Genomic DNA, 23,947 nt, shown 5'->3' with positions numbered 1-23,947 from the left:
CCACGTGGGGTGTGGCTCGGGTCCGAAACGCGTCGGCTCGATGCTTGCGCCGGCGCGTGATGCCAGATGGGCCGTCGGCGATGATGTCGGCGTGGAGTACGTGTCCAGGGTGCCCGGTCCGCCGCTCGACGGGCTGATCGACGATCTCTACTACCTGGAGGGTGCGCCGCCGTATTCACGCCTGATGCTGCCGGCCGCGCCGGCGCCGCTGCTCATCGTCAACCTCGGGGCGCCGTTTCTCATCCGGGCGGGCACCGAGCGAGAAGCCGTGGAACACACCGACGGCTGCGTGGTCACCACGCCCACCCGCGCGTGGGAGTTCAGCTACCCCACCCCGACCCGGTCCGTCGGCGTCCACTTCAAGCCGTGGGGGGCAGCCCCGTTCCTGCCGGTGCCCGCGGCCGAGCTGTGCGACCGGCCGGCGACGGTCGCGCAGATGTGGGGCCAGGTGGCGATTGCTGAGCTGCGAGACCGGCTGACCACGGCGGACGCACCGCACGAGATGCTGGCGCTGCTCGAAGACGAGCTGACGAGACGGCTGCGCGAGATCGACGGCCTGGACCTCGTGCGCCAGATGAGCAGCGCCATCGCGGCGACCGGCGGAGCGGTGCCGATCAGCGACCTCGGCATCACAAGCCGCGCAAGCACCACCTATGTGGCGCGGCGGTTCAAGGCGATCGTCGGTGTCACGCCGAAACGTCTGGCTCGCAGCTACCGCTTCACCTTCACCGTGTTGGCGATCGACGTCGCTGCACCGATCGACTGGGCCGAGGTGGCCGCCGGCGCGGGCTACTTCGACCAGGCCCACTTCGTCCACGAGTTCCGGGAGTTCACCGGGCTCACGCCGACCCGGTACGTCGACGTCCGGCGGCGATTCCTGCGCGAGCATCCCGGTCACGTCTTGGACGGCTGGCCACTGCCAGCCGAATGAATTCTTACAAGAGCGACCACTCACGACACGCAAGACTTGGGACTCCACACAGCGGAGGAACCCATGGGAAAAGTGGTCATGAACGCGTCGGTCTCAGTGGATGGCTTCATTGCGGCTGAGAACGACGATCCCGGTCCGCTGTTCGAGTGGTTGGTCAGCGGTGATGTGCCGTTGGACGACGGCGGCGCGCTGAAGGTGTCGCAGGCGTCCTACGACCATGTCCGGCCCTACTGGGACGAGATCGGGGTGACGATCGCCGGCCGCCACGTCTTCGACCTGACGGACGGCTGGGACGGGACGCCGCCGAGCGGGATCGACCACGTCGTCGTCGTGACGCACCGGCCGGCGCCCGCGGGCTGGGACCCTGAGGCGCCGTTCCACTTCGTCGACGGCATCGAAGCAGCCGTGACCACGGCACAGGAGCTTGCGGGCGACCGCATCGTCGAGTTCGCCGCCGGCGACGTCGGTGGGCAGGCGCTTGCGGCGGGCCTGGTCGACGAGGTGCGCATGGACGTGGCACCCGTGGTCTTCGGGTCCGGCAAGCGCTACTTCGGGTCGGTCGACGCGCAGCACCTGTTGGACGATCCCGACGTGGTGATTCAGGGCAACCGGGTGCTTCACCTGCGCTATCGGGTGCGCCGTTGACCGAACTGACGAGCCGTCCTAGGCAATCCGCCTCGTCGTCGCGCCAGTGGCGGCGTCCGCAGTGAGGACCTCCTCGAGATCGTGGAGGTCGCCCGACCGGGCTGCCGTGATGAAGGCGCGTGCCAGGAGGCGGTGCATCTCCGGGTTCACCGACCTCGGGGGAGTCGTGTGCACCCGCACCTGGGCTCTGCTGACCAGCTGTCGGACGTTGGCGACGTTGAGGTGCAACAGGTCAGCGATCGCTCGGTACGGATAGTCAAAGCATCGGCGCAGGACGAATGCCGCGCGCTCGGCAGGGTTGAGGTGCTCCAGAAGCACACGGATCGCCCGCTCCACGCCGTCGGCCAGCTCAGCTGCATCGAGCGGTTCCGAGTGCGGGTCGACCAGTGTGCCGCCAAGGTCGTCGAGCCACGGGCTCGCTGCGGCCTCGTGCCTGACCCTGGCGGACTGCAGGACGTTGATCGCCACCCGCGTCGTGGCGGTAGTCAGAAATGCCGACGGGTTCCGGACCTGCTCCCGGTCCGCGCGTTGCCAGCGGATCCATACGTCCTGGACGACGTCCTCCGCGTCGCTCGCGTTGTTCAGGACGCGGTGAGCGATCCAGAACAGGTGATGCCGTTGCGACCCCAGGAGAGCGGCTGCTTCACGCAGCCCGGGATCGACTGTCGTCGTCGGGGTCATGTCGGGCCGCCTTCTGCTCGTCGATCAGGCGTCCCATGCCGCCCACAAGCACCGTCGTCCTCAGCCGCACGGCGTCGCGTCCCGGGCCCACGTGGTCGGGCACGTAGTGCGGACCTGCGAACCCGCGTAGGGGCCGAACGTGCTGCAGGCTCCCGCGCACCACGTGCGCGGGAGCCTGCAGCTGTAGCTGTGCCTGTCCCCGGGTCCTAGACGGTGGGCTGGACGACGGGCTCGCTCCAGCCGTAGAACGGCGTGCGGTCGCCGGCTTCCCAGCGGTCCCGCAGGCCAGGGGCGGTGAGGTCCCAGTCGGGGCGGATCGCTCGGGTCACCTCGCGCAGGTCATGCCACAGGTCGACGGTCGAGGGCCGGCCCCAGAACCAGTAGCCGTTGTAGATGGAGTGGACGACGAGCCCGGGCTTGAGCACCAGGGTGTGCGGGATCATCGGGTCGTCGTCGAGGTCCGTGTACTCCTGGATGTCCAGGTCGCGCTGCACCGTCCTGCCTGGGTCGGAGAGGAACGGCCACCGCGCCCCCACCGCGTCGCGGAACTCCTGGGCGCCGCGAGGAGTGTCGGGTGTGATCGTCGCGACCTTGGTGTACGCCACCGTGATCTTGGGAAAGAACGCAGCGAGGTCCAGGTGCTGCTGATGCTCCTTGGGGCAGTAGGCACCACGGGCCAGCGTGAGAATCATCGGGTCGCCGCCCTGGATCTCGCTGAGCCGGCGCAGGGTGTTGGTGTGATCGGGCAGCTCGTAGTCAGGGAACGTCGCGCCCGGGACGATGTCAGATCGCATGGTTTCTCCAGTGGGTGAGCGCCCGGACCAACCGGGCGAGGAGGGGACACCCACACGCACGCCGAAGCGTCGGCGGTTGCACGAGCACCAGATCTGCCGGCAGAGCGACGTCCTGGGCGCTGGGTGTCTCCTTCCCCGACCACTGCGCACCGACGGGTGTGACACATCGCAGACGCCACCCTGCGCGCATGGACGGCTGAAAGCCGTGCCGAGCGCCCGGTTCCCAGCGTGAGATGCACCGCATCGGTTGCGCCCCAGCGCGCTGCGGGGTCAAGATCGCCCGACGGCAGCGAGCCGTCCCACCAAGGAGGTCGGCAGATGGCCACGACCGAGACGGCGATCCTTGCCGGAGGATGTTTCTGGGGTGCGCAGCAGCTGCTGCGCCGCCGCCCGGGAGTGATCTCCACGCGAGTCGGGTACTCCGGCGGGGACACCCCTAACGCCACGTATCGCAACCACGGCGACCACGCAGAGGCCGTGGAGATCGTCTTCGATCCCGAGCAGATCTCTTTCCGGGCCCTCCTGGAGTTCTTCTTCCAGATTCACGACCCGTCGACCAGGGATCAGCAGGGCAACGACATCGGCCGCAGCTACCGGTCGGCGATCTTCTACACCTCCGAGGAGCAGCGTCGCGTTGCGATCGACACGATCGCGGACGTCGACGCGTCCGGGCTCTGGCCCGGCAAGGTCGTCACCGAGGTCGAGCCGGCCGGCGAGTTCTGGGAGGCCGAGGAGGAGCACCAGGACTACCTGGAGAAGATCCCGCACGGATACACGTGCCACTACGTGCGCCCGGGCTGGCAGCTCCCGCACCGCGAAGAACAGCGGGTCGGCTAGCGATGACCGTGCTCGAGGTGGCCGCCGTCCGGGCCTCGTCCTCACGAGGTCGATGCGGGCCAGCTCGGTAGGCGCACGTGGGCGGCGGTCGAGCCCGCCCCCGACGACCGGGCTCGACCCTGTGTGCCGGAGATCGTGGTTCAGACGGTGATGGAGAGGGACGCGGACTGGCCGTCGCCGGCGGTGATCGTGACTCGGATGGTCAGCGGTGCGCCGGCGGGGATCAGGACGTCCCAGGCGCGGACCCGCCGGAAGCCGATCGGCCCGAACAGCCGGCGCCAGCCGAACCCGATCAGCCCGGGCTGGGCGACGGCCGCACTCGTCGCCGGGATGTCGGGCAGCGCCGCCGAACCGCGGTAGATCCGCAGTCGCGGACCTCGCAGCATCCGGGGCTGCGCGGACGCCGAGAACGTCGCAGGCGGCACGTCCGCAGCCGACGCCGAGGTCGTCACGGTCACCCGGGTCGTCGTGGGCGTCGGGTGCGAGACGCCCCTCAGCGTCAGGGTCGGGGGTGGTGGCGGCGGCACCGGCACACCGGGGGCGGTGGCGCGCTGCACGGTCGCGCGACCCAACGGGTCGACCAGCCGCAGCGCGACATCGGCGTCGGCGGTCGCATCGGCCCGGGCGAACCAGACCGCCAGCGGTGTGCGACCACCCGACCTCCGACCGCGGACCAGCACCGCCTCGCCGGGCGCCGGCAGGGTCGCCGGTGCCGGGGTGCCGTCGCCGAGCGTCACCAGGTCGGCGAGCGCGACGGTCGCCTCCGCGCCAAGGCCCGCGTCGGAGATCGTCACGTCCTTTCCGGCCACCCGGTGCGCTCCCCAGGCGGTGTCGTCGGGGGCGGCGGTCGACGTCCGGGCGACCATGACCAGGTGGTCCGGCGTCCCGTCGGAGACCACCAGCGGCGCGAGGTCCGGCCCGCCGGGCGGTGGCGTGGCGACCGTGACGATGTCCGACTCGGCGGACAGGAGCCCGCGGATCGCCTGCTCCGGCACCCCCGAGGTGTCCGGCACCGCGACGGCGCGCAGGTACGACGGCTGCCACCCCGCGCCGGTCGCCAACGTCGTCGAGGCGGCGTACAGCGGAGCCCCGGACCGGACGTCGCGCTGCGGCTGACCGCCGTCGAGCACCGCCACCGCCGGCACGATCGTCGGCGCGCCCATCGAGTCGGCACGGCGGGCCGCGTCGAACACCCGGGTCCGGTACAGCCGGAACCCGCCGACGGGCACGTTCGAGGCGACCTCCAGGTCGACCTCCACCCCGGTCTCGGTGATCGCCGTGCGGACGAGCGGCGGCGCCGGGCTCACCACGCGCGGTGCCATGAACACCTGGGTCTGGGTGTCCAGGCCGACCGTCGGGAACGGCGAGTCGGTGCCCGTCGGCGTGGTCGAGGTGACGACGAACAGCTGGAGGTCCGACGCGCCGCGCGCGAGCGGGACATCGGCCGCACGCGGCGAGCCCGGGCTCTCCGGCACCTCGAGCACCCGGCGGAACGCACGTTGTGCCTCGGAACCGCGCGCGGCCAGCACCCCGCGCAGCTCGAGGAGCCGCGCACCCGGGACCGGGTTCGCCGCGGCGGGCAGCCCGAGCGTGTCGCGCAGGTTCTGCTCGGTGGTTCCCCAGATCACCCAGTTCTTCACCGGTGCGGCCGGCGGCGCGCCCCAGGCGATGGTGACGTGGCTGGACCCGGCGGCGTCCAGCATCGACCCGAGGGGGACGCCGGGCAGGATGACGACCTGCGGCACGACGGGCACCGGCGAACCGGCGGTCGCGATCACCCAGCGGTCCGGGGCCGACGCCACCCAGCCGGTCGGTGACGGTCCGACCGCGGTCGCCCGGCGCGCCCAGATCACCACGCCCCAGCGCCCGGTCGCGGTGAAGTCCAGCGGCGCCAGGTCGACGTCGGTGCGGAAGCGGCGCGGATCGCCCTGACCGGGGCCCGGGGTGATCGGCACCGGCGGGACCGTCCGGGTCGCGTCGTAGCCGTCCTGGTCGAGCGGGGTGACGGTGCAGCCGACGCCGGTCGGGATGTCGCCGGCGAACGTGTATGACCAGGACGCGGTGTGGCAGCCCGCCGGCGCGACGCCCGGTCCGACGCCCGGCGGCGGCGCGGAGGACGGGCCGACCATCGGGTAGAGCACCGCGGTGAGCTCGACGCCGGTGGTGGTGCGCTGCGCCCACTCCAGCATCGTCTCCACCCGCAGGTGCGCCGGGCAGGCCGACGCCGTCCCCGAGTACCTGGCGGTCAGCGCGGGGTTGGCCAGGATCGGCAGCGCCGCGCCCGGTTCGGTCGTGTCCACGTGCGTCTCGACCCACGGCGACCAGACGCCGTAGATGTCGTCGTGCGCGGCGCCGTAGCCGAGGTGACGGCCGCCGGACCCCAGCGGGATGTCGGTGTACGGGTCGATCACCGAGGTCCTGCCCGCGGAGTCGGCGCTCGGCACCGACCCGATCCGCCAGCCGCCCCAGTCGTCGTTCTTCTCGCAGCCGGGCTCGGCATCCCCGGCGCCGGTCGGGTAGCGGCAGTACGCCTGCGCGGTGACCCGTCCCCAGCCCGCGCCGACGGTCGGGCGCGGCCAGGACAGCCGGACGTTCTCCTGCCACGGCTGGTCGATGCCGGTCGGTGCGTTCAGCGAGTACCGGGCCGCGGTCAGGCCGAGCGGCGACGCCGTGACCCCGTGCTCCACCGGCGGCGCGTACGCGGCGTACTCCCCGGCCGGGCCGACGCCGATGGGCGTGCCGTCGAGGTCGATCGTCGGTCCGCCGGAGTAGGTCGCGGTCACCAGGAACTCGGGCGGTGCGCCGCGTGCCACCCGGTTGTCGGACGACATCGGCGGGTACGCGGTGCCGAAGCCCAGGGCGAGGTTGAGGTAGGCGTCGGTCTGCGAGGGGATCGCGAGCATCGGCCAGGGTGCGGCGTCGATCTGCGTCGTCGGGCCGACGCCGACCGTCGTCTGGCCCGGAGCGGGCACGATCGTCGGACGGGTGATCGAGCGTTGGTCGCGTTCGGGCAGCCCCGGCTGGTAGAGGTCGTCGAGCCGGGGGAGCAGCTCGCCCTGCAGCACGGCGACCATCCGCGGCAGGTCGGGCGTCAGCCAGTCGGGGGCGTTCACCCCGGACGGCAGCACCGGGTACCAGCCGAACGGCGGAGCGCCGCGCGACAGCCGTTCCAGCGCGGCGCTGGTCGGGTCGGTCAGCGCGGTGAGCATGCCCTGCTTGCCGCCGTCGTAGTCGCCGAGCGGGCCGTCGACGGGCAGGCCGACCAGCTCGTACGGCGTCCAGTCGGCCGCGTTCACGATGTCCGCCAGCGGCTGCACCGACACCACCGGTGAGCTGAGGTTGTCGACCAGCGCGCAGGTCGCACCCGACGTCCGCAGGTCGACCGAGACGGTCCCACTGCCGGTCCGGGTGGTGGCGGCGACCGCGGACTCCGTCGTCGGGGCGCCCCAGTACAGCGTGACCGTGACGGGCCGTCCGGGATCGGTCACCGTGCCCTGCACGATCACCCGGCCGGCGGCGCCGGTCCAGGTCAGCAGCGACTGCGAGCCGTAGCTCTGGACGGGGTTGCGCGAGGGGACGAGCTTGACCGCCTTCGGGAACCGGTGCCACACGGTGAACACCCCGTGCGGAACACCGAGCGAGCCGGCGCACGCCCAGCTGACCCGCGTTCGCGGCGGCGCATCGCCCACCTGGCCGCCGGCTTCCCGCTGGGCGTTGGCGACCGCGTTCCAGTCGATCGTCACCGCCTCGGCACGGAACACCGAGGGATTCGCGATGCGAGCCATCAGGCCTCCTCCTCCCACGGTGCCTGCGCGAGCAGCACCGACAGCGTGGGCGCCGACGGGCCGGCCGTCTCGTCCACCTTCGTCACCTGCAGGTCGAGGTTCAGCGTCGTCCCACGCTGGTTCGCGGCCAGGAAGACCACGACCCTGGTACCGCCCGGGCCGACCGCGATGCGGTCGACGGCAGCCCCGGCACCGGCGGACCGCACCACGCTCAGCCATCGGTACGGCACGCGCGCCCAGTAGTGGTGCACCGGATCGGGATCGGTGGTCGAGGAGAAGACCTGCTTCGGTCCCACCCGGGTGCGCACCAGGCGCTCGTTGGACTCGACGACCACCGCGACCGGCTTCGGGATCGGGTCGGTCGTCCAGAGCACCTGCACCAGCGGGAAGGCGGGTACCTGGGGTGCCCCCAGCCCAGCGTCCTCGAACGCCTGGTCCAGCGCGGCGCCGGTGACGTCGCCGACCAGCGGCGTCAGCGCGGCCGGTGTCAGGACCCCGCGGTGCTGGATCGGTGCGGGGGAGACGTAGCGGGCGAGGTCGGTCAGGTCGGTGAACCGCCCGGTGGTGAACGGCGCCCGGAACACGACCTCGCCGTCGCCGGTGGTGCCGGTCGGGCGGGCGTGCACGTCGAGCAGGTACTCGGTGAGCGGGTCGAACACGTAGGGCAGGAAGTAGGGCGCCTCGTCGTGCGGGTCGACGTGGGACTGGTCGACGCACGGCTTCCCGGTGACGACCTCGCCGAGCGCCTCGCGCCACGGCTGCTGCACGCCGTACACCTGCTCGGTGCCGAGGTAGTGCGAGCCAGGGTCGACGGTGACCTGCGGGTTGGCGGTGCCGGGCTGGTCGGCGAGCCGCGGGTGGTGGCCGGAGGCGGCCCTGACCTGCACGAACAGCTCCTTGCCGTAGGCGGCGTAGAGCGCGGTGACCCGCTGGCTCGAGAACGTCACGGTGATCCCGGCGTGGGTGAACAGGCCGTCCTCGCCGCGGTCTGGCTCGGTGGCCAGCACCCACGGCGTGAGGTCGTCGGTCTGCGACGGCGGTGTCGGCACGGCACCGGTGCGGAACGTGAAGCTCTGCGTGCGGACCTGCGACCCGCCGACGGTCGCCGCGGTCAGCGTCGCGGCCGGCTGCTGGCCGGCGGGCGGGCTGTACTGGTCGCCGCTGACCGCGATCGCGGTCGCGGTCCAGTCGATCTCGACGGCGTACGTGCTGTTCGGCGTGAGCAGCGGTTCGGTGCCGGCGGCGGCCAGCGCCGTGGAGACCGCCGTCTGGTCCGACGACTTGACGGTGACGTCCCAGGCGTAGCGGCGGGCCTCGGACTCGAGCACCGACTCCACCCCGACCACGTAGAACGGCTGTGGCGGCAGCTTGCGGGCCCGCGCGCGGTCGAACCCGATGACGATCCGCCGGGGCGCCGGACGCATCCCCTTGAGATAGGCCCAGACCAGCACCAGCCCGTCCTCGGCGCCGATGCGGGCGGCCAGGTGTCCTGCGCGCGACACCGGGTCGGCCCACGGCCCGTCGGGGTCGAACCAGTGGTCGGACGGATGGTTCTGCGCGGACAGCAGGTCGGTGCCGCGCACCGGGTAGCGCCGCAGCTCGCTGCCGTCGGCGGCCCGACCGACGACGAACAGCCCGCCCTCGACGATCCGGCGGTCGACCAGCACCAGCACGCCGACGTCGGTGAACCCGTCGTCGGCGTCCTGGGGTTCGAACCAGACGGCGTCGGCCAGCTCGTCGGGCTGGAAACCTGTCGCTCCCCAGGCCTTCTTGACGAGCTTGCGGGTGTCGTCGTCGGCGTGCGGCGCCGGCTCGTCGGAGTCGAGCGCGGGGCTGCGCAGGATCTCTCCCGCACATCCGAGCGCCGCCCGGGCCCGGCTCGACCGCCACGTGGCCGTGTGCAGCAGGGCGCCGGTGTCGTACAGGCCGGCCGCGCCGACGGCGGCCTCCAGCAGGGTCAGCCCGCGGCCCCCCGTCGGTTCGTGCGGACCCGCGACCGCCCAGCTCTGGCCGATGCCGGCAGGGTCCGAGCGCTGCCCGTCGAAGCAGGGCACCGCGCCGCCCACGACGACCGCGGGTGCCGTGCCCTGGAGCGGGTCGATCGACCCGGCCACCCGCCACGCCTCGCCGACCCGCAGCCCGGTACGCACCGGGGTGGAGCGCGTCGCACCCGGCGGGTCCGGCCACGGCAGCCCCGTGAGGAACCAGCCGGTCGGGTCCGGCCCGGTCGGCTTGCCGTCGAACGTCCACAGCTGCGGCGCCGGTCCCGCCGGCGGCGAGCAGATCTCTCCCCAGACGTGCGTGACGTGGTCGACGAGGTTCTCGCCGTACGGCACCGCGGCCGGCTGGGCGACGGGCACCCAGGTGAGCAGGCCGAGGCCCACCTTGCGGCCGTTGCCGTCGGCGCCGTGCACCCACCAGGCGGCCGGGGCGGGCGAGGTCGGCGGGAGCAGGGCGCCTCCGGTCAGGCGCACGGCAGTGACGTCGTACCGCCACCAGTGCCCGCCCACCTGGACCCACGGGTTGTAGGGCTGCGCGGTCCACGGTCCGAGCACGCCGCCGACGACCGTGGCGGCGTCGGCCTTGGGGGCCACCGCGAACTCGACGAGCGGCACCACGTCGATCGGCACCACCGGCACGTCGCCCACGCCGCCCGGCGCGGCCTTGCCGAGCGACCCGTCGACCGGGCCGGACGACGCCGACCCCTCGATCGTCACCTGCGTCGACCGGGCGATGAGCGAGACCCCGCTGACCAGCGGCGGCGGCTCGCCGGGATCGTTGGCGGGCGGGCTGCCGATGGTCAGCTCGACCGAGCCCTCGACGCTGAAGAAGAAGAAGTCGACCTTGCCGTGCGCCTCGCCGTGCACGTACAGCCGTGCGCCGGGGTCGCGGTAGATGACCACGAGCTTGGCCCACGCCGAGATCGAGATGATGAACAGCCGGAGCTCGCCACCGATCTCGAAGATCCCGCCCAGGTACATCGGGTCGGGGGCGAGCAGCGCGTCGAAACCGCCCGACGCCTCCAGGTACAACCCCGACGGCTTGTAGCCCATCAGCACCGCGGAGACGTGGAAGCCGACGGCGAAGGTCAGACCCTCCGACTGGAGCACCGGGTCGGTCGGCAGGGTCTTCCCGTCGCCGTACACGCCGAGGTAGCCCGTCGCCTCGAAGACCCCGAGCACCTGGACGCTCACCGGGTCCGCGTAGCTGCCCAGCTCGACGTACCAGTGCGACGGGTTCGTCTTGGTGTCGAAGAACGCGGTCACCGGGACGTGGAAGGTGATCAGCCCGGAGATGTCGTAGTCGACCCGCAGCGCGATCAGGATCGTGCCGCGGCCGAAGTCGAGGTCGATGACGGCCAGGATCGTCGCGCTGGTGTCGCCGGTCACCCCGGGCAGACCGGGGGACAGCACGTTGGCCAGCATGATCAGGCCGATCCGCGGTCCGGGAACTTCGATGAGCAGGACACCCTTCATGTTCAGGGTGAACCCGCCGTCGACGGTGCCGAGCACCAGCCCGGCGGCGAAGCCGTAGTGGTCCGCCGAGTACTGCCAGGCGTCCGGGGCGCTGAACAGCGTGTTGTTCGCCAGGTGCTGCTTGGCCCAGTCCAGGGCCGGCAGCGCGGTGGCCGGCATGACGCGCTCGAAGTTGACGCCCATCCCGCCGAGGAACCCGTAGATGCCCAGCCCGGAGCTGCCCAGCACGATCGGCACCGGCAGCTCGACCAGCCCGCCGAACAGCACGCCGACGTTGCCGTCGGGACACTTGGCGATGTACAGCGAGGCGGCGATCCGGACGGAGACAGGGGTGACGGTGATGTCGAACGCGCCCCCGATGAGGTTCTCGGAGATCGACACCTCACCGGTGCCGTGCAGCGTGCCGGGCACGTCGATCGTCGCGCGCAGCCGGGAGATCGAGATGTCCGGGGCGCCGCCGCCGTTCTGGAAGGTGGCCCGCACCGTGGCGGTGTCGATGGTGATGATGCCGATCTCCAGCCCGATCCCGAACTGGATCTCGATGAACATCGGGTTGTCGCGGGAGACCTTGAAGCCGAACACGCGCAGGATCTGGTCCAGCGGGGAGACCGCCGCGACCGACCCGTCGGGGGCGTCGATCGTGTAGCCCTTGTCGGGGTCGAAGACGAACGTCGGGGTGAACGCCGCGCCGGCCGCCCCCCACGTCGCGGCCATCCCGATCGCCTTGTAGCGGGCCTTGACCGGTTGCGTGGTGCGGATGATCTTCACGTCGACCATGAACTGCGTCTCGACGTCGAACAGCACGCTGACCCGCTCGCCGGCGGACGGGTCGCCGACCTCGCCGGACGCGCCCACGATCCCGTGGCTGACCAGCACGTCCACCCCGTACAGGGTGATCGCCTGCGTCCTCATCACCGTGCCGGACGCGCCGAGCCCGGCACCGACGAGAGCGACCGCCGCGCCGGCAGCCGGCGACAGCGAGCTGACCGCGGCCGTCAGCGGCGCGATCACCGCCATCGCGCCGACGCCGTCGATCACCGGGTCGGGGATGCCGTCGCCACGCTTGCGCTGGTAGAGGCCGTCCACGTCGCCCGCGTGCGCCTTGACCTCGGCCTCGACCGACCAGGCCTGCCGATCCTCGGTGATCCGCATGCGAGCCAGGAAGTCGACGATCCCGTCGCCGGGGTTGCCGCCCGGCGGGAGGTCGAGCCCGGGCTTGACCTGCCCCGCCGCCGACGAGACGTCGAGCTCGCCCCAGACCTCGGCCCGGATGAACGACGAACGCAACAGCTCCACGCGCACGCCGATGCGGCGGAAGCAGGATGGCGGTGGCTGCCGGGCCGGCGTGTTCTCGGCCGGGGGAGTGTCGCTCGACCAGTGCGAGACCTCGGCGTGCAGGTGGCCGCCGACGGTGACCGGCGCGAAGGCCGACACCCTGGCGCGCGCCAGCCACCAGAACCCGTCGCCCTCCGCGGGGGCGGCGGTGGCCGGGTTGGTCGTCGCCGTCGTGGGCCAGGTGTGCGCGTGGGCGGTGCCGTCGCCGGTCGCGGTCCCCGGGTGGACGTCGGTGAAGCCCGCGTTCTTGAGGATCGTGATCGCGGCGATCCGACGGCGGGCGGACAGGGTCGTGTTCCACTGACCCGAGGTGGTCGGCTCGTACGAGGCGTACCCGTCGACCTCGATGTGGGTGGTGAGCGGGATCCGAGCGGCGAGCGCCTTGGCCGCGTCGAGGTAGGTCCCGCTCGCGGCCAGACCGGATCGCGACGGTGACTTCGTGTCGCGCGTCGAGTCCGGACCGAGCACCCAGGCAAGCTCGCGGGCGGACGGATCTGCGCCGTCCGGAGGGTTGAACTCACCGGTCTTCGGGTGGTCGACGAGGAAGTAGCAGTCGCTGTCCTGAGCTGCGGCACCGGAGAACGTCACCGACAGGTCACCGTCGACGGGTGCGGCGTCGGTCAGGGCGGCCAGGTCGACGGTGACCGTCGGGCCGTTCGTCGGGCCGACGAAGGTGAGCGTCGGCGACGTCCACGCGATCGTCGCCCCGGCCGGCGGCTCGTGGCTCAGCCTGATCACCGCCGGGTCGATCGTGTCGACCTGCAGCTGCCACTGGCTCGACGGGTCGCTCGGCGTGATCCCGAGGACCGTGGCCGAGCCCGATCCGGGGGCGGGACCGGCGGCGAGCGCGGTGTGCAGGGTCAGGGTCTTGTCCAGGCCGGCCGCCGCGTCGTGGACGGTGACGGTGATCGACGTGCCGTCGGCGTCGGTCGTGATCGCGGCGCGGTCGCCGATCACCACCGACGCGTTGTCCGGCGTGATCGTGATGGTGTTCGAGCCCGATCCACCGTGCGTGGACACGATCAGCGTGGAGTTCGCCGGGACCGTCGCGGAGCCGTCGGCGGCGGGGACCACGGCACCGGTCGGGGTGAGGAACGATGCCTCGACGGACAGCGAGGTCCCGTTGACGACCTCGACCTCGAAGATGCCGGTGACGCCGGCCGACGCGCCGACCCCGATGTACAGGTCTCGCGCGGCGGCGGTGACGTGCAGCCCGTCCAGCCCGTTCGGCTGCACGAACAGCCGGATCTCCGGCAGGAAGAATCCCTGCCAGCTGTTCGGCATGGTGCGCGCACCCGCCGGCAGGTTCGACGGACCGGCCTTGTCGGACAGGTCGAGGACGGCTCCCCGGAAGCCGAAGCCGACCGCGTTGCCGGGCCCGACGATCGCGTACCCCGGCTCCATCCGGATCAGGTCGTAGATCTTGGCCGTCGGGTCACCCGACGTCGACGCGCTGACCAGCGAGAACTTCACGTCCTGACCCTGGAGCTGCTGCAGGCGCACGGTCAGGCCGCCGACCACCAGGAACACGCCGCGCTGCGAGGTGTCCGGCACCAGCAGGGCGTTGGCGACGTCGTAGCGGGCCGGGATGAGGAACGGCAGCGCGATCGCGACCACCGGCGCGGTCAGGTCGATCCGCCAGCCGTCGTCGCCGACGTGGCGCCCGACGCTCAGCGTGACGTGCGGGTCGCGGAACTCGATCGGGGTGCCGGCACCGCCGAGCCCGAGCCCGCTGAGGTCGACGCTGTCCTGGTAGATGTGCCAGGTGGTGCCGTCGTCGTCGTCCTCGACATCGCTCTGCCGCACGCCCGGGACGGACTTGAGCACCGACTCGATCGTGTCCAGGGCGCCACCGCTGCCCGCTGACCCGGGCAGCTCGTCCCACAACGACATGACGACTCCCCCGGACGGGTGATGTGGATAGCCCGAACCTATGTGACCCAGGTCACATCTGTCACCGGCCATACCCTCGATGCGCACCGCGAGATCGGCTCGTCGGCCGACCGGTGCAGGCTCTCCACATCCGCGGTCGCGGGCCCGCGGGGGTCGGGGGTGACGGCCCGAGACCCCCCGTCTGGCGGGTCGACGGACACGGTGTCGCGATGGGATCGTCGGACGACGCATCGCGGAGGACACACCAGTGCTGGAACCACGGACGACCCAGGGTCGTCATTCGGCGCGCCTGCGGCAGGGTCGGCGGCCGTGGGAGTCGGTCGTGATCCTCGCGTCGATGGTGTTCCTGACCGCAGTCCTGGCCGCGCCGCCCATCGACGCCTCCCACTCCGTCGACGTCGCGCAGGCGGCGCCTGGCGGCGAGGCGCTCGTCGCGCAGCAGCCGACCGGACTGGCGTACACGCAGGCAGTGACGCGGCTCGACGACCGCGTGGCGGCGGTCGAGGCGGCGACCGTCACGCTCGTCGGCCATCCGCTGGTCGACTCGACGAAGGCTGCCTCACGGACGCTGTTCCGTCCCGATCTCGTCGACGCCACAGCGGCGCCCGTCACGTCGGGGCTGACCGCCGAGGAGCTCCCGGACCGGGTCCTGGGTGCCCGCGAGCAGGTGGCCTCGGGCGATGTCGCCGCCGCGGCGCGCGTGGTCGAGAAGGTCGAGACCGACGTCCTGCTGGTCGCGCTCGACCTCGGCGACCAGTCGGCGCAGAACGCCGCGATGACGCGCCTGCTGGTCGCCGCCGACCCGCAGGTCGCGCTGCTCGACGCGGCCGTCGGAGCCACCCACGCCGCCGCCGAGGTCCGGGACGTCGTCGCTGCCGCCACCTCCGCGGTCCAGGCCAGGGACGCCGCCGCCGGCATCACCGTCGCGGCGCAGCAGATCGCCGTGACCGGGGACGAGGAGGCCAAGGCGGCCGTCGCCAAGGTGGAGGAGCAGGCCCGGTCGACCGACGGTTACACGAACGGCAACATCCCGCTGAAGGTGCTCTGCGCCGTCGCGTTCGCACCGAACCAGCGTCTGCGCTGCGACGCCGCGGAGGCGCTGGCGCGGATGAACGCGGCCTACCGCGTGGACTTCGGCCACGACCTGTTGATCACGGGCTCGTACCGCACGCTCGAGGAGCAGGTCAGCACCCGGGCGGCCAGGGGAACCATGGCCGCGGTGCCCGGCACGTCCAACCACGGCTGGGGCCTGGCGATCGACCTCGACCAGGTCAACGGGTACCGGTCCGCGCCGTATGCCTGGCTCAAGGCCAACGCCATGACCTACGGCTGGCACCACCCGACCTACATGGACGAGGGCGGTCGCGGACCCCACGAGCCATGGCACTGGGAGTTCGGCACGTCGGACGATGCCGGCACCAGCACGTCGGTGCCGATCACCGCGGGCGTCGCGGCGCCCACCGACCCGCCCCAGACCGCGCCCGCGCCGCCCGTCGTCGAGCAGCCCACCGTCGAGCAGCCCAGCGCCGCTCCGGCGGTGCCTGCCGCGACCCCCAGCGCGACGCCGACTCCGACCCCGACGCCGAGCAGCAGCCCGACCGCGTCCGCGGAGCCGTCGGCTCCGTGACGCCGCCGCGATCGAGTGATCCGGCGCGGAGAAGTCGGCTCGGCTGCCTCGTCGTGGCCGGTGATCTCACCGCGTATCCGGTCCGAGGAAAGCGCGGGAGAGCCGGGGGTCCGGCTGCGCGCCGAGGTAGACCAGCGCGGCCTTGACGCGGCGGTTGTCGGTGCTGGTTCCGTGGAGGCCGAGGGTGCGGAACACGGCCGCGACATGGGTCTCGACGGTCTTCACCGACACGGACAGAGTCTGCGCGATCCCGGCGTTGGACATGCCCTGCGCCATCGCGGCCAGCACCGCACGCTCCCGCTCGGTGAGCTGTTCGAGTGGTGCGGCGTGCCGTCGTGCAGCGACCAGCGAGGCGACGACCTCGGCGTCGAGCGCCACGCCTCCGCGGGCGACGCGATCGAGCGCGGCCAGCAGTCCGGCCACGTCGTCGACCCGGTCCTTGAGCAGGTAGCCCACGCCGTCGGGCACGGCGTCGAGGAGCGCGAGCGCCCAGGCCGCGTCGACGTACGTCGACAGGACCAGGACGCCGACCTGCGGGTAGGTGCGGCGCAGGCCGACGGCCGCCCGGATTCCTTCGTCCGTGTGCGTGGGGGGCATCCGGACGTCGACGACGGCGACGTCGGGGAGCTGCGCGGCCACGGCGGCCTGCAGGGCGGGGACGTCGGAGACGGAGGCGGTCACGTCCACGCCCGCACGTTCGAGCAGGAGCTGCAGTCCCTCGCGGAAGATCCCTGAGTCGTCGCACAGGACGACGCTCAACGGTGGGCTCATGCGGTCGCTCCGAAGGGCAGGACGGCCTGGACCCGCGTGCCGGCCGCGGCGCTGTGCACGTCCAACGTGCCTCCGAGAGCCCGCACGCGATCGCGCAGCCCGGCCAGCCCGCCGCCGAGGGAGATGGCGGCGCCACCGGGGCCGTCGTCGGTCACGACCACGCGCAGCCCCGCGACCTCCAGCCCCACGTCCACGCCGACCGTGCAGCTCCCGGCGTGCTTGACCGCGTTCGTCACGGACTCGGCGATGACGTAGTACGCCGTCGATTCCACCGCCGCGGGCAGGTCCGTCGCCGCGACGTCGTCGTCCACGTGCAGGACGAGTCCGGGGATGCCGGCGGCCAACGACGCGAGCCCGCCCGTGAGGCCGCCTTGGCTGAGCGCTGCCGGATGAATGCCCCGCGCAAGCCGGCGGAGCTCGTCCAGGGCGGTCGAGAGCTGTCCACGAGCGTCGCCGACGACGGCGCGCATCTCGTCGGCGTCGTCGCTGAGCGAGGCCCGCGAGAGGGTCGCCGCCACCGCGAGCAGGCTCTGCTGGGCGCCGTCGTGCAGGTCGCGCTCGAGCTCGCGGCGTCTCGCGACGCCCGCTTCCACGATCCGTGCCCGGGAGGCGTGCACCTCCTCGACGTGGGCCGCGCGTTCGAGCGAGAGGCGGGTGTTCTGGACGGCCATCGATGCAGCGGCCAGCGTCACGCGCAGGCCGGCGGGGTCGGCGAGCACCTGGTCGTCGGCATCGATCCGCGCGACGGTCTCGCCGCCGTCCTCGACGATCTCTCGCCCCCACCGGCCCGGCCCGGGCGGGACGCTGGCTGGCTCCCCGTCGACGCCGACCCACGTCCCGGCGACGCGGAACGACAGTACGACGGTCGGGTCGACGAGCTCCTCGCGCAGCACGCCCTGCAACGCGACCGGATCACCGCTGGCGAGCAGCAGCCGCTCGACGACGACCCCGCGACGCGCCGCAGCGCGCAGTCCGACGGTGACGAGAGCAGCCCCGGCGAGCACGCCGATCGCGTTCTGCGCGTTGTTCAGGAAGGTGGTGACCGCGGAAGGGATGAGTCCGGCCCAGTAGGCGAGGAGAGCGGTCAAGCGCAGGGTGATCGTCACGGCGAGAGCGGCGCCCGCGGCCGCCATGATCCGGATCGGGACTCGCGCGACGCCGTGCGCGCCTCGCCAGCGCTCGACCTGGACGATGACGAACCAGATCGCCAGCCCGGCGGCCCACCACGCGGCCACGTCCACCATCGCGATGGCGAGCTCGTTCATCTCCACGATCGTGAACCAGGGGCGGGTGTCGTCGTAGCCCGCGACGACGTCGTTCCACAGCAGCGCGCTGACGGTCCCGGGGACGATGGCCCACACCCACAGCGTGCCGATGAGCACGCGTCGAGAGCGCGTGGCGACCCTCGCGGCAGGGTAGGCCAGGAGCACGGTCGCGACCAGGGGCACGGAGGTCCACTGCAATGCCCCTCCGAGCTCGTTCCAGTAGCCCTGCTGACCGAACGTCGGGTCGTTGAGCTGACTCAGCCCGACGAGCGCCGACGCGACCAGCAGGCGCAACCCGTGGCCGCGCGACTCCGGGTTCACGCAGAGCAGTGCGCCGGCGAGGGCCAGGGTGAGCTGCCACAGGAGGCTTCCCGCGACCTCGGCGGCATAGCCGTCCGCGTGGGCGAGGACGATGACGGTCGGGACCACGCCGATCACCGCCACGGCGACCGCGACGGGAAGCGCGAACGGGTGGGACGTCCTGCGGTCCACAGCCCGATTCTGCCGCAGCACTCACTCGTGGGGCCTGAGGGTTTCCCCTGACGACGGTCCGGGGAACACCTGGAGGTGCCGCGCGCGCTCCCGCTGGAGCGTGGACGGCATGGGGATGAAGCGGCACCTGAGCACCGTCGTGCGCCCTCCGGGTGGGGGAGGAGTCGACGTGGATCGCGCCCAGATGGGAGAGACGTCCACCGACGCAGGCCGGCGGCCACCGGTCGAACGGGGCCTCGTGGGAGACCTGCTCAAGGCCGTGGGCGCGGTTGCGGTCGTCGCGGCCCTCATCGGCGGCCCCGTCACCGCACTCGCACGGGTGACGGGGTACGCGGTGGATCCGGGGTCCTCGAGCTCCTCGACCCCGTCACCGCAGCCGTGGCCCTGGCGCGCGCCGTGATGTGAGGCAGATCACGGGTGCCACGTGTCCGGTCCTCCACCCCCCGGGCGTGGGCGCCCCGATCTCCGCGGAGCTGACCGCCGCATCCGGCGAGCTGCGCGAGGGGCTCGAACGGCTGGTCGCGCGCGACCGGGCCGATGGCCTGCTGCCCGAGGGATTCACGATCGCCGACGTGATGCAGCTCCTCCTGCATCTCCGTCCGGTGCTCCCGTTCCCGCGTGCGCACGCCGACGCGCTCCATCTGCGCTGTCTCGACCTCGCCATGCGCGGGCTCCAGGAGCAGGCGCGCGCCGGCGCCGCTCTCGGCGAAGGTCCTCACTGGGACGACTGGATGGGCTCCTGGCAGGGCTGACGGAGGTGAGCGGCTCGCCGCAGGGTCAGGTGGTGGCTCGGACGACGAGGTCGGCCGACATGGTGACCGACTCCGTCGGCGTCCCGGCGATCTGGTCGATGAGGAGGCCCACCATCTCCGCGCTGATGCGGTCGAACGGCTGGTGCATCGTCGACAACGGCGGGTCCAGCGTCTCGGCGAGGCCCGAGTCGTCGAAGCCGCCGACGGCGACGTCCTCGGGGACGCGTCGGCCGCTGTGGCGCAGGACGACCATGGCGCCGGCGGCCATCGTGTCGGAGGCCGCGAAGACGGCGTCGAGGTCGGGCGCACGCTCGAGCAGCTCGGTCATCGCCGCGTGCCCGGACTCCGAGCTGTAGTCGCCGTAGGCCACGTAGCGCTCGTCGTAGAGGTCGCCCAGCTCGGCGCGGTAGCCCTCGAGGCGGTAGCGGCCACCCGGGGTGTCCTGCGGGCCGGCGATCGTCGCGATGCGCCGTCGTCCGCTCTCCCGCAGGTGGCGGACCATCGCGCGGGCGCCGCCTGCCTCGTCGACCGAGACCCAGGAGACCGGACCGGTGTAGCCGAGGGGGATGCCGCAGGAGACGGTCGGGATGCCCTGGTCGCTGAGCCACCCGACGAGCGGCTCGTTCTCGTGCGACGAGATCATCAGGACGCCGTCGACGTGCCCGGCGCCGACATACGAGGCGACGTTCTCGCGCTCCGCAGCGGTGCCCGCGACGAGGAGCAGCAGCGTCATGCCGCGGTGGGCGACCGCCTCGGCCGCACCGCGGAGCAGGATCGAGAAGTTCGGGTCGGTGAAGAGCAGTCGCTGCGGCTCGGTGAGCAGGAAGGCGATCGAGTTGCTGCGGCCCGTCACCAGGCTCCGTGCGTGGTGGTTCGTCCGGTAGCCGGTGGTCCGGATCGCCTCCTCGACGGCGACCCGCGCTTCCTCGGAGACCCAGTGGCCACCGTTGAGCACGCGCGAGACCGTGCCCCTGGACACCCCTGCAGCCTCCGCGACCTCGCGGATGGTCGGTCGCCGACGCAGGCCGGCCGGAGTGCTCACAGTGCACGACGGTAACCCAGTCGACGTGCGAGACAGGGCAAGAACGAGCGGCGACTGTGCACGATCACAGTCCGGTAACGAGTCGGTGTCCGGGCCTTCCGCTTCGTCGTCGTCGCTGCGTAGCCTGGGCGCGTTCACGGCTGGGAGCGTGCACAGTCGCACGGCACGACGCAACGGAGCGTTCGGCGACGTCGCCCTCGCTCGGAAATCCGCTTCGGTATGCCTGCTCGACCGATTCCGACATCCCGCCGAATCGCGACATCCACCAGCTCGACCAGCACGTTTCGACCGATGACGCTCGACACGAAGGGACAACGCTGTGTCTTCACTGCCTCGTCGACTCAAGGCCGCCGCCTGCCTGGCGTCCGGGTCGCTCATCCTCGCTGCGCTCTCGTCAGCCGTCGCGCTGCCGGCGGCGGCCGCCGACGACGGACCGGTGGACGCCGGCATCACCGTGCCGAAGGTCGAGGGCATGCCCGACGGCTTCGCCCGCGGCGTGGACATCTCCACGGTGCTCTCGCTGGAGGAGAGCGGCGTGACGTTCCGGAACGCCGCCGGCCAGGTCGCCGACCTGTTCGACGTGCTGGCCGAGTCGGGCGTCACCGACGTGCGCGTGCGCGTGTGGAACGACCCGTGGGACGCGCAGGGCCACGGGTACGGCGCCGGGAACGTCGACGTCGAGCGGGCGGTGAAGATCGGCGAGCGGGCGACCGCTGCAGGCCTGGGTGTGCTGGTCGACTTCCACTACTCCGACTTCTGGGCGGACCCGAGCAAGCAGCAGGCGCCCAAGGCGTGGGCCGGCCTGACGGTCGCCGAGAAGGCAGCTGCTGTCGAGACCTACACGGCGGACAGCTTGCAGGAGTTCGAGGACGCCGGGGTCGACGTCGAGATGGTGCAGGTCGGCAACGAGACGAACAACGGCATCGCGGGTGTGACCGGCTGGGACGACATGGCGCAGATCTTCTCCGCGGGCAGCGCCGCCGTCCGCGACGTGCTCCCGGACGCTCTCGTGGCCCTGCACTTCACCAACCCCGAGTCGGCGGGCCGGTACGCGGGGTACGCCGCCGAGCTCGACGCGCGGAACGTGGACTACGACGTCTTCGCGTCGTCGTACTACCCGTTCTGGCACGGCACGCTGGCGAACCTGACGGCGGTGCTCAGCGACGTCGCGACGACCTATGGCAAGAAGGTCATGGTCGCGGAGACGTCGTGGGCGCGGACCCTCGAGGACGGCGACGGACAGCCCAACGTGATCCGCGGGGGCTCGGTCACCAACCCGGCCTACCCGTACTCGGTGCAGGGCCAGGCCAACGAGGTGCGTGACGTGATGCAGGCGGTCGCGGACGTGCCGGGCGACGCCGGGATCGGCGTCTTCTACTGGGAGCCCGCGTGGCTTCCCGTCGGCCCCCCGAGCGCGCTCGAGGCGAACAAGGCGCTGTGGGAGCGGGACGGCTCCGGCTGGGCGACGAGCTACTCCGCGGAGTACGACCCCGTCGACGCCGGCGCCCGCTACGGCGGCTCCGAGTGGGACAACCAGGCACTGTTCGACTTCACGGGGAACCCGCTCGAGTCGCTGGAGGTGTTCCGGTATGTGCTGACCGGTGCGGTCGCGCCGCGGGCGGTCTACTCGATCGAGTCGCCCAGCGTGACGGTCACCGACGGTGACGCCGTCGTCCTCCCGAGCACGGTCGCTGTCAGCTACAACGACGGGACCGTCGAGGACACGGCCGTGACGTGGAGCGACTCCGTCTCGTGGATCCGCGGGCCGGGCACGTACACGATCGGGGGCGTCACGGCCGGCGGCGACGCGGTCCGCGCGACCGTGACCGTGCTGGCGGCCAACGTCGTGCCCAACGGCAGCTTCGAGAACTGGGGCGCCGGCTGGTCGCTCGACTGGAGCGTGGCGAACGTCAAGGAGGAGGCGGCCAACGTGCACAGCGGCGCGATGGCCGTGAACTTCTGGAGCGCCACCGACGCCACGTTCTCCGTGAGCCGCAAGGTCGCGGGGGTTGCGCCCGGTGCCTACACGCTCTCGGTGTGGAACCACGGTGCCCCGGAGGTCGGTGGCGTCAGCCTCTCGGCCGTGACGTCGGCGGGTTCCTGGTCCGTGCCGATGCCGCAGACCGGTTGGGCGCTCTGGGCGAACCCGACGGTCGACGACGTGCTCGTCGGGGCCGACGGCGTCGTGACCGTCGCGGTCGGAGGATCCGTCCCCGCGAACGGCTGGGGCTGGTTCGACGACGTCGTGCTGACCCCGAGCACGGGCGCCGTCGCGCCCGACACCTCCGCGCTCGACGCCGCGCTCGCGGCTGCGGGCGCCGTCCACCGTGCCTGGTACACGGACGCCTCGCTCGCGGCGCTCGACCACGCCGTGGAGGTCGGGCACGTCTTGCTCGCCGGTAGCTTCGCCACGGCCGACGACGTCGCAGCGGCGGCGGCGCTGGTGAACGGTGCCGTCGCGGGGCTCGAGGTCAGCGCTCTCGCGGCCCCGACCGTGACGGCCACGTTGGCGGCGACCACCGTGAACACCGCGACGGCTGCGTCCGTCCAGGTGACGGTGGGTGCGGGTGCGTCGGCAGCACCGACCGGCCAGGTCACCGTGCACTACGGTCCGCAGTCCGTCGTGGCGACGCTCACGGCGGCCGACGCGGGTCGGGTCACCGTGCCGCTGCCCGTCCTGCCCGCCGGCACCTACGCCGTCTCGGTGGACTACTCCGGTGACGCGGCTGTCGCGCCCGGGAGCGCCTCCGGCGGCACGCTCACGGTGGTCAAGCTGGCGTCCAAGGTCACCGCGCACGTCCGCAGCGCCCTCGTCACAACGAGCACTACGGCGATCGTCGACGTGACGGTCGGCTCGGTGCCGACGGGTTCGGTTCCGACGGGAACGGTCAAGGTCACCTACGGCACCGTGACCAAGGAGGTCGCACTGACGCAGGCGGACGGAGGTCGGCTCGCGGTCGAGCTGCCCCGTCTGACCGTCGGCCTCTACCCGGTCACGGTGGCCTACTCCGGTGACGCGGTCGTCGCGGGGTCCTCGGCCACGGCGGGTCTCGTCGCGGTCGTCCGGACACCCCCGGTCGTGAAGGCGCAGCTCGCGAGCGCGAGCGTCACGCCGTCCCAGGCGGCGAAGGTCGCCGTCACAGTGCAGGCGGCGGACTTCACGTCGCCGACGGGCACGGTCCTGGTCACCTACGGGTCGAGGTCGACGTCCGTGCCCCTGCGGGCGAGCGACAACGGGAGCGTGACGGTCACGCTCGCGAAGCTGCCCAAGGGCACGTACACCGTGCAGGTCGTCTACCTGAGCGACGACAGCAGGGTCGGCAGTGGCGCCGCGGCACCGCTGCGGCTGACCGTGCGCTGACCTCGCGGGACGACCTCCGGGGTGGCCTGGCGATCCAGGCCACCCCAGCACGGTCGCGGTCGGGCGTCCGGCCCGAAGACGCGGTCGCCGGGCGTCGGGGGAGGGGTGTCGGTTCTGGCCCGGCCGGACCCCGAGTGGACAACTCAACGAGCAGGCGCCCGAGCGTTTCCGCGAGGGCGCTTTGTTGTCGCGGGCAAGAAATCTCATGCAACGCGTCGTTGATGAGAATGGGTCCAGGTGTCGTCGCAGGGTCACGTTCG

Annotated in this window: 14 protein-coding genes; 7 read left to right on the top strand and 7 right to left on the bottom strand. The window is 72.3% G+C overall.

The features are described 5' to 3' along the window. Positions 1–91: 91 nt before the first annotated feature. Both AC1DYZ_RS14930 and AC1DYZ_RS14925 read left to right on the top strand, forming a co-directional pair. Positions 92–931 carry a helix-turn-helix domain-containing protein gene (locus AC1DYZ_RS14930; protein ID WP_477065974.1) on the top strand — a complete coding sequence of 280 codons (840 nt, stop codon included), beginning with the start codon at positions 92–94 and terminating at the stop codon, positions 929–931. A gap of 63 nt (positions 932–994) precedes the next feature. Next, complete coding sequence (locus tag AC1DYZ_RS14925; protein ID WP_477065973.1) at positions 995–1,576, top strand: dihydrofolate reductase family protein; 582 nt, start codon at positions 995–997, stop codon at positions 1,574–1,576. An 18-nt stretch (positions 1,577–1,594) separates the two neighbouring features. Here AC1DYZ_RS14925 and AC1DYZ_RS14920 read toward each other — a convergent pair whose 3' ends face one another. Beyond that, positions 1,595–2,257, bottom strand: coding sequence for a sigma-70 family RNA polymerase sigma factor (locus tag AC1DYZ_RS14920; RefSeq protein ID WP_477065972.1), 663 nt, complete (start codon positions 2,255–2,257; stop codon positions 1,595–1,597). A 206-nt stretch (positions 2,258–2,463) separates the two neighbouring features. Beyond that, positions 2,464–3,051 carry a redoxin domain-containing protein gene (locus AC1DYZ_RS14915; RefSeq protein WP_477065971.1) on the bottom strand — a complete coding sequence of 196 codons (588 nt, stop codon included), beginning with the start codon at positions 3,049–3,051 and terminating at the stop codon, positions 2,464–2,466. 318 nt (positions 3,052–3,369) lie between these two features. Here AC1DYZ_RS14915 and msrA point away from each other — a divergent pair, with 318 nt between their 5' ends. After that, positions 3,370–3,888 (top strand): peptide-methionine (S)-S-oxide reductase MsrA, encoded by a 519-nt coding sequence (gene msrA, locus AC1DYZ_RS14910; protein WP_477065970.1) that lies wholly within the window; start codon positions 3,370–3,372, stop codon positions 3,886–3,888. Between the two features lie 140 nt (positions 3,889–4,028). On the opposite strand, the gene AC1DYZ_RS14905 is transcribed toward msrA, so the two are convergent. Further along, entirely contained in the window at positions 4,029–7,673 is a 3,645-nt protein-coding gene (locus AC1DYZ_RS14905) for a hypothetical protein (protein WP_477065969.1), read from the bottom strand. Further along, positions 7,673–14,377, bottom strand: a complete 6,705-nt coding sequence (locus tag AC1DYZ_RS14900; protein ID WP_477065968.1) for a hypothetical protein — start codon at positions 14,375–14,377, stop codon at positions 7,673–7,675. Before AC1DYZ_RS14900 ends, AC1DYZ_RS14905 begins: the two co-directional genes overlap by 1 nt. A gap of 322 nt (positions 14,378–14,699) precedes the next feature. On the opposite strand from AC1DYZ_RS14900, the gene AC1DYZ_RS14895 reads away from it, so the two are divergent. Then, on the top strand, positions 14,700–16,004 hold the full coding sequence (locus tag AC1DYZ_RS14895) for a M15 family metallopeptidase (protein ID WP_477065967.1): 1,305 nt from the start codon (positions 14,700–14,702) through the stop codon (positions 16,002–16,004). Positions 16,005–16,070: 66 nt separating this feature from the next. Here the strand turns inward: AC1DYZ_RS14895 and AC1DYZ_RS14890 are convergent, their stop codons facing one another. Next, positions 16,071–16,775, bottom strand: a complete 705-nt coding sequence (locus tag AC1DYZ_RS14890; RefSeq protein WP_477065966.1) for a LuxR C-terminal-related transcriptional regulator — start codon at positions 16,773–16,775, stop codon at positions 16,071–16,073. Beyond that, the gene (locus AC1DYZ_RS14885; RefSeq protein WP_477065965.1) at positions 16,772–18,532 is read right to left on the bottom strand and encodes a sensor histidine kinase; all 1,761 of its coding nucleotides are present in this window, start codon (positions 18,530–18,532) and stop codon (positions 16,772–16,774) included. Before AC1DYZ_RS14885 ends, AC1DYZ_RS14890 begins: the two co-directional genes overlap by 4 nt. Before the next feature lie 169 nt (positions 18,533–18,701). Here AC1DYZ_RS14885 and AC1DYZ_RS14880 point away from each other — a divergent pair, with 169 nt between their 5' ends. Both AC1DYZ_RS14880 and AC1DYZ_RS14875 read left to right on the top strand, forming a co-directional pair. Further along, positions 18,702–18,932, top strand: a complete 231-nt coding sequence (locus AC1DYZ_RS14880) for a hypothetical protein (RefSeq protein ID WP_477065964.1) — start codon at positions 18,702–18,704, stop codon at positions 18,930–18,932. Positions 18,933–18,981: 49 nt separating this feature from the next. Further along, positions 18,982–19,284 (top strand): hypothetical protein, encoded by a 303-nt coding sequence (locus tag AC1DYZ_RS14875; RefSeq protein WP_477065963.1) that lies wholly within the window; start codon positions 18,982–18,984, stop codon positions 19,282–19,284. Between the two features lie 25 nt (positions 19,285–19,309). On the opposite strand, the gene AC1DYZ_RS14870 is transcribed toward AC1DYZ_RS14875, so the two are convergent. Next, positions 19,310–20,326 (bottom strand): LacI family DNA-binding transcriptional regulator, encoded by a 1,017-nt coding sequence (locus AC1DYZ_RS14870; RefSeq protein WP_477065962.1) that lies wholly within the window; start codon positions 20,324–20,326, stop codon positions 19,310–19,312. Positions 20,327–20,645: 319 nt separating this feature from the next. On the opposite strand from AC1DYZ_RS14870, the gene AC1DYZ_RS14865 reads away from it, so the two are divergent. Continuing rightward, positions 20,646–23,687 carry a glycosyl hydrolase 53 family protein gene (locus AC1DYZ_RS14865; RefSeq protein WP_477065961.1) on the top strand — a complete coding sequence of 1,014 codons (3,042 nt, stop codon included), beginning with the start codon at positions 20,646–20,648 and terminating at the stop codon, positions 23,685–23,687. Positions 23,688–23,947: the final 260 nt, after the last annotated feature.

This window comes from Cellulomonas sp. P1_C4, assembly GCF_056406355.1.
Note: the sequence above shows the minus strand (reverse complement) of the source record. Positions and strands in the feature narration are given on the sequence as shown.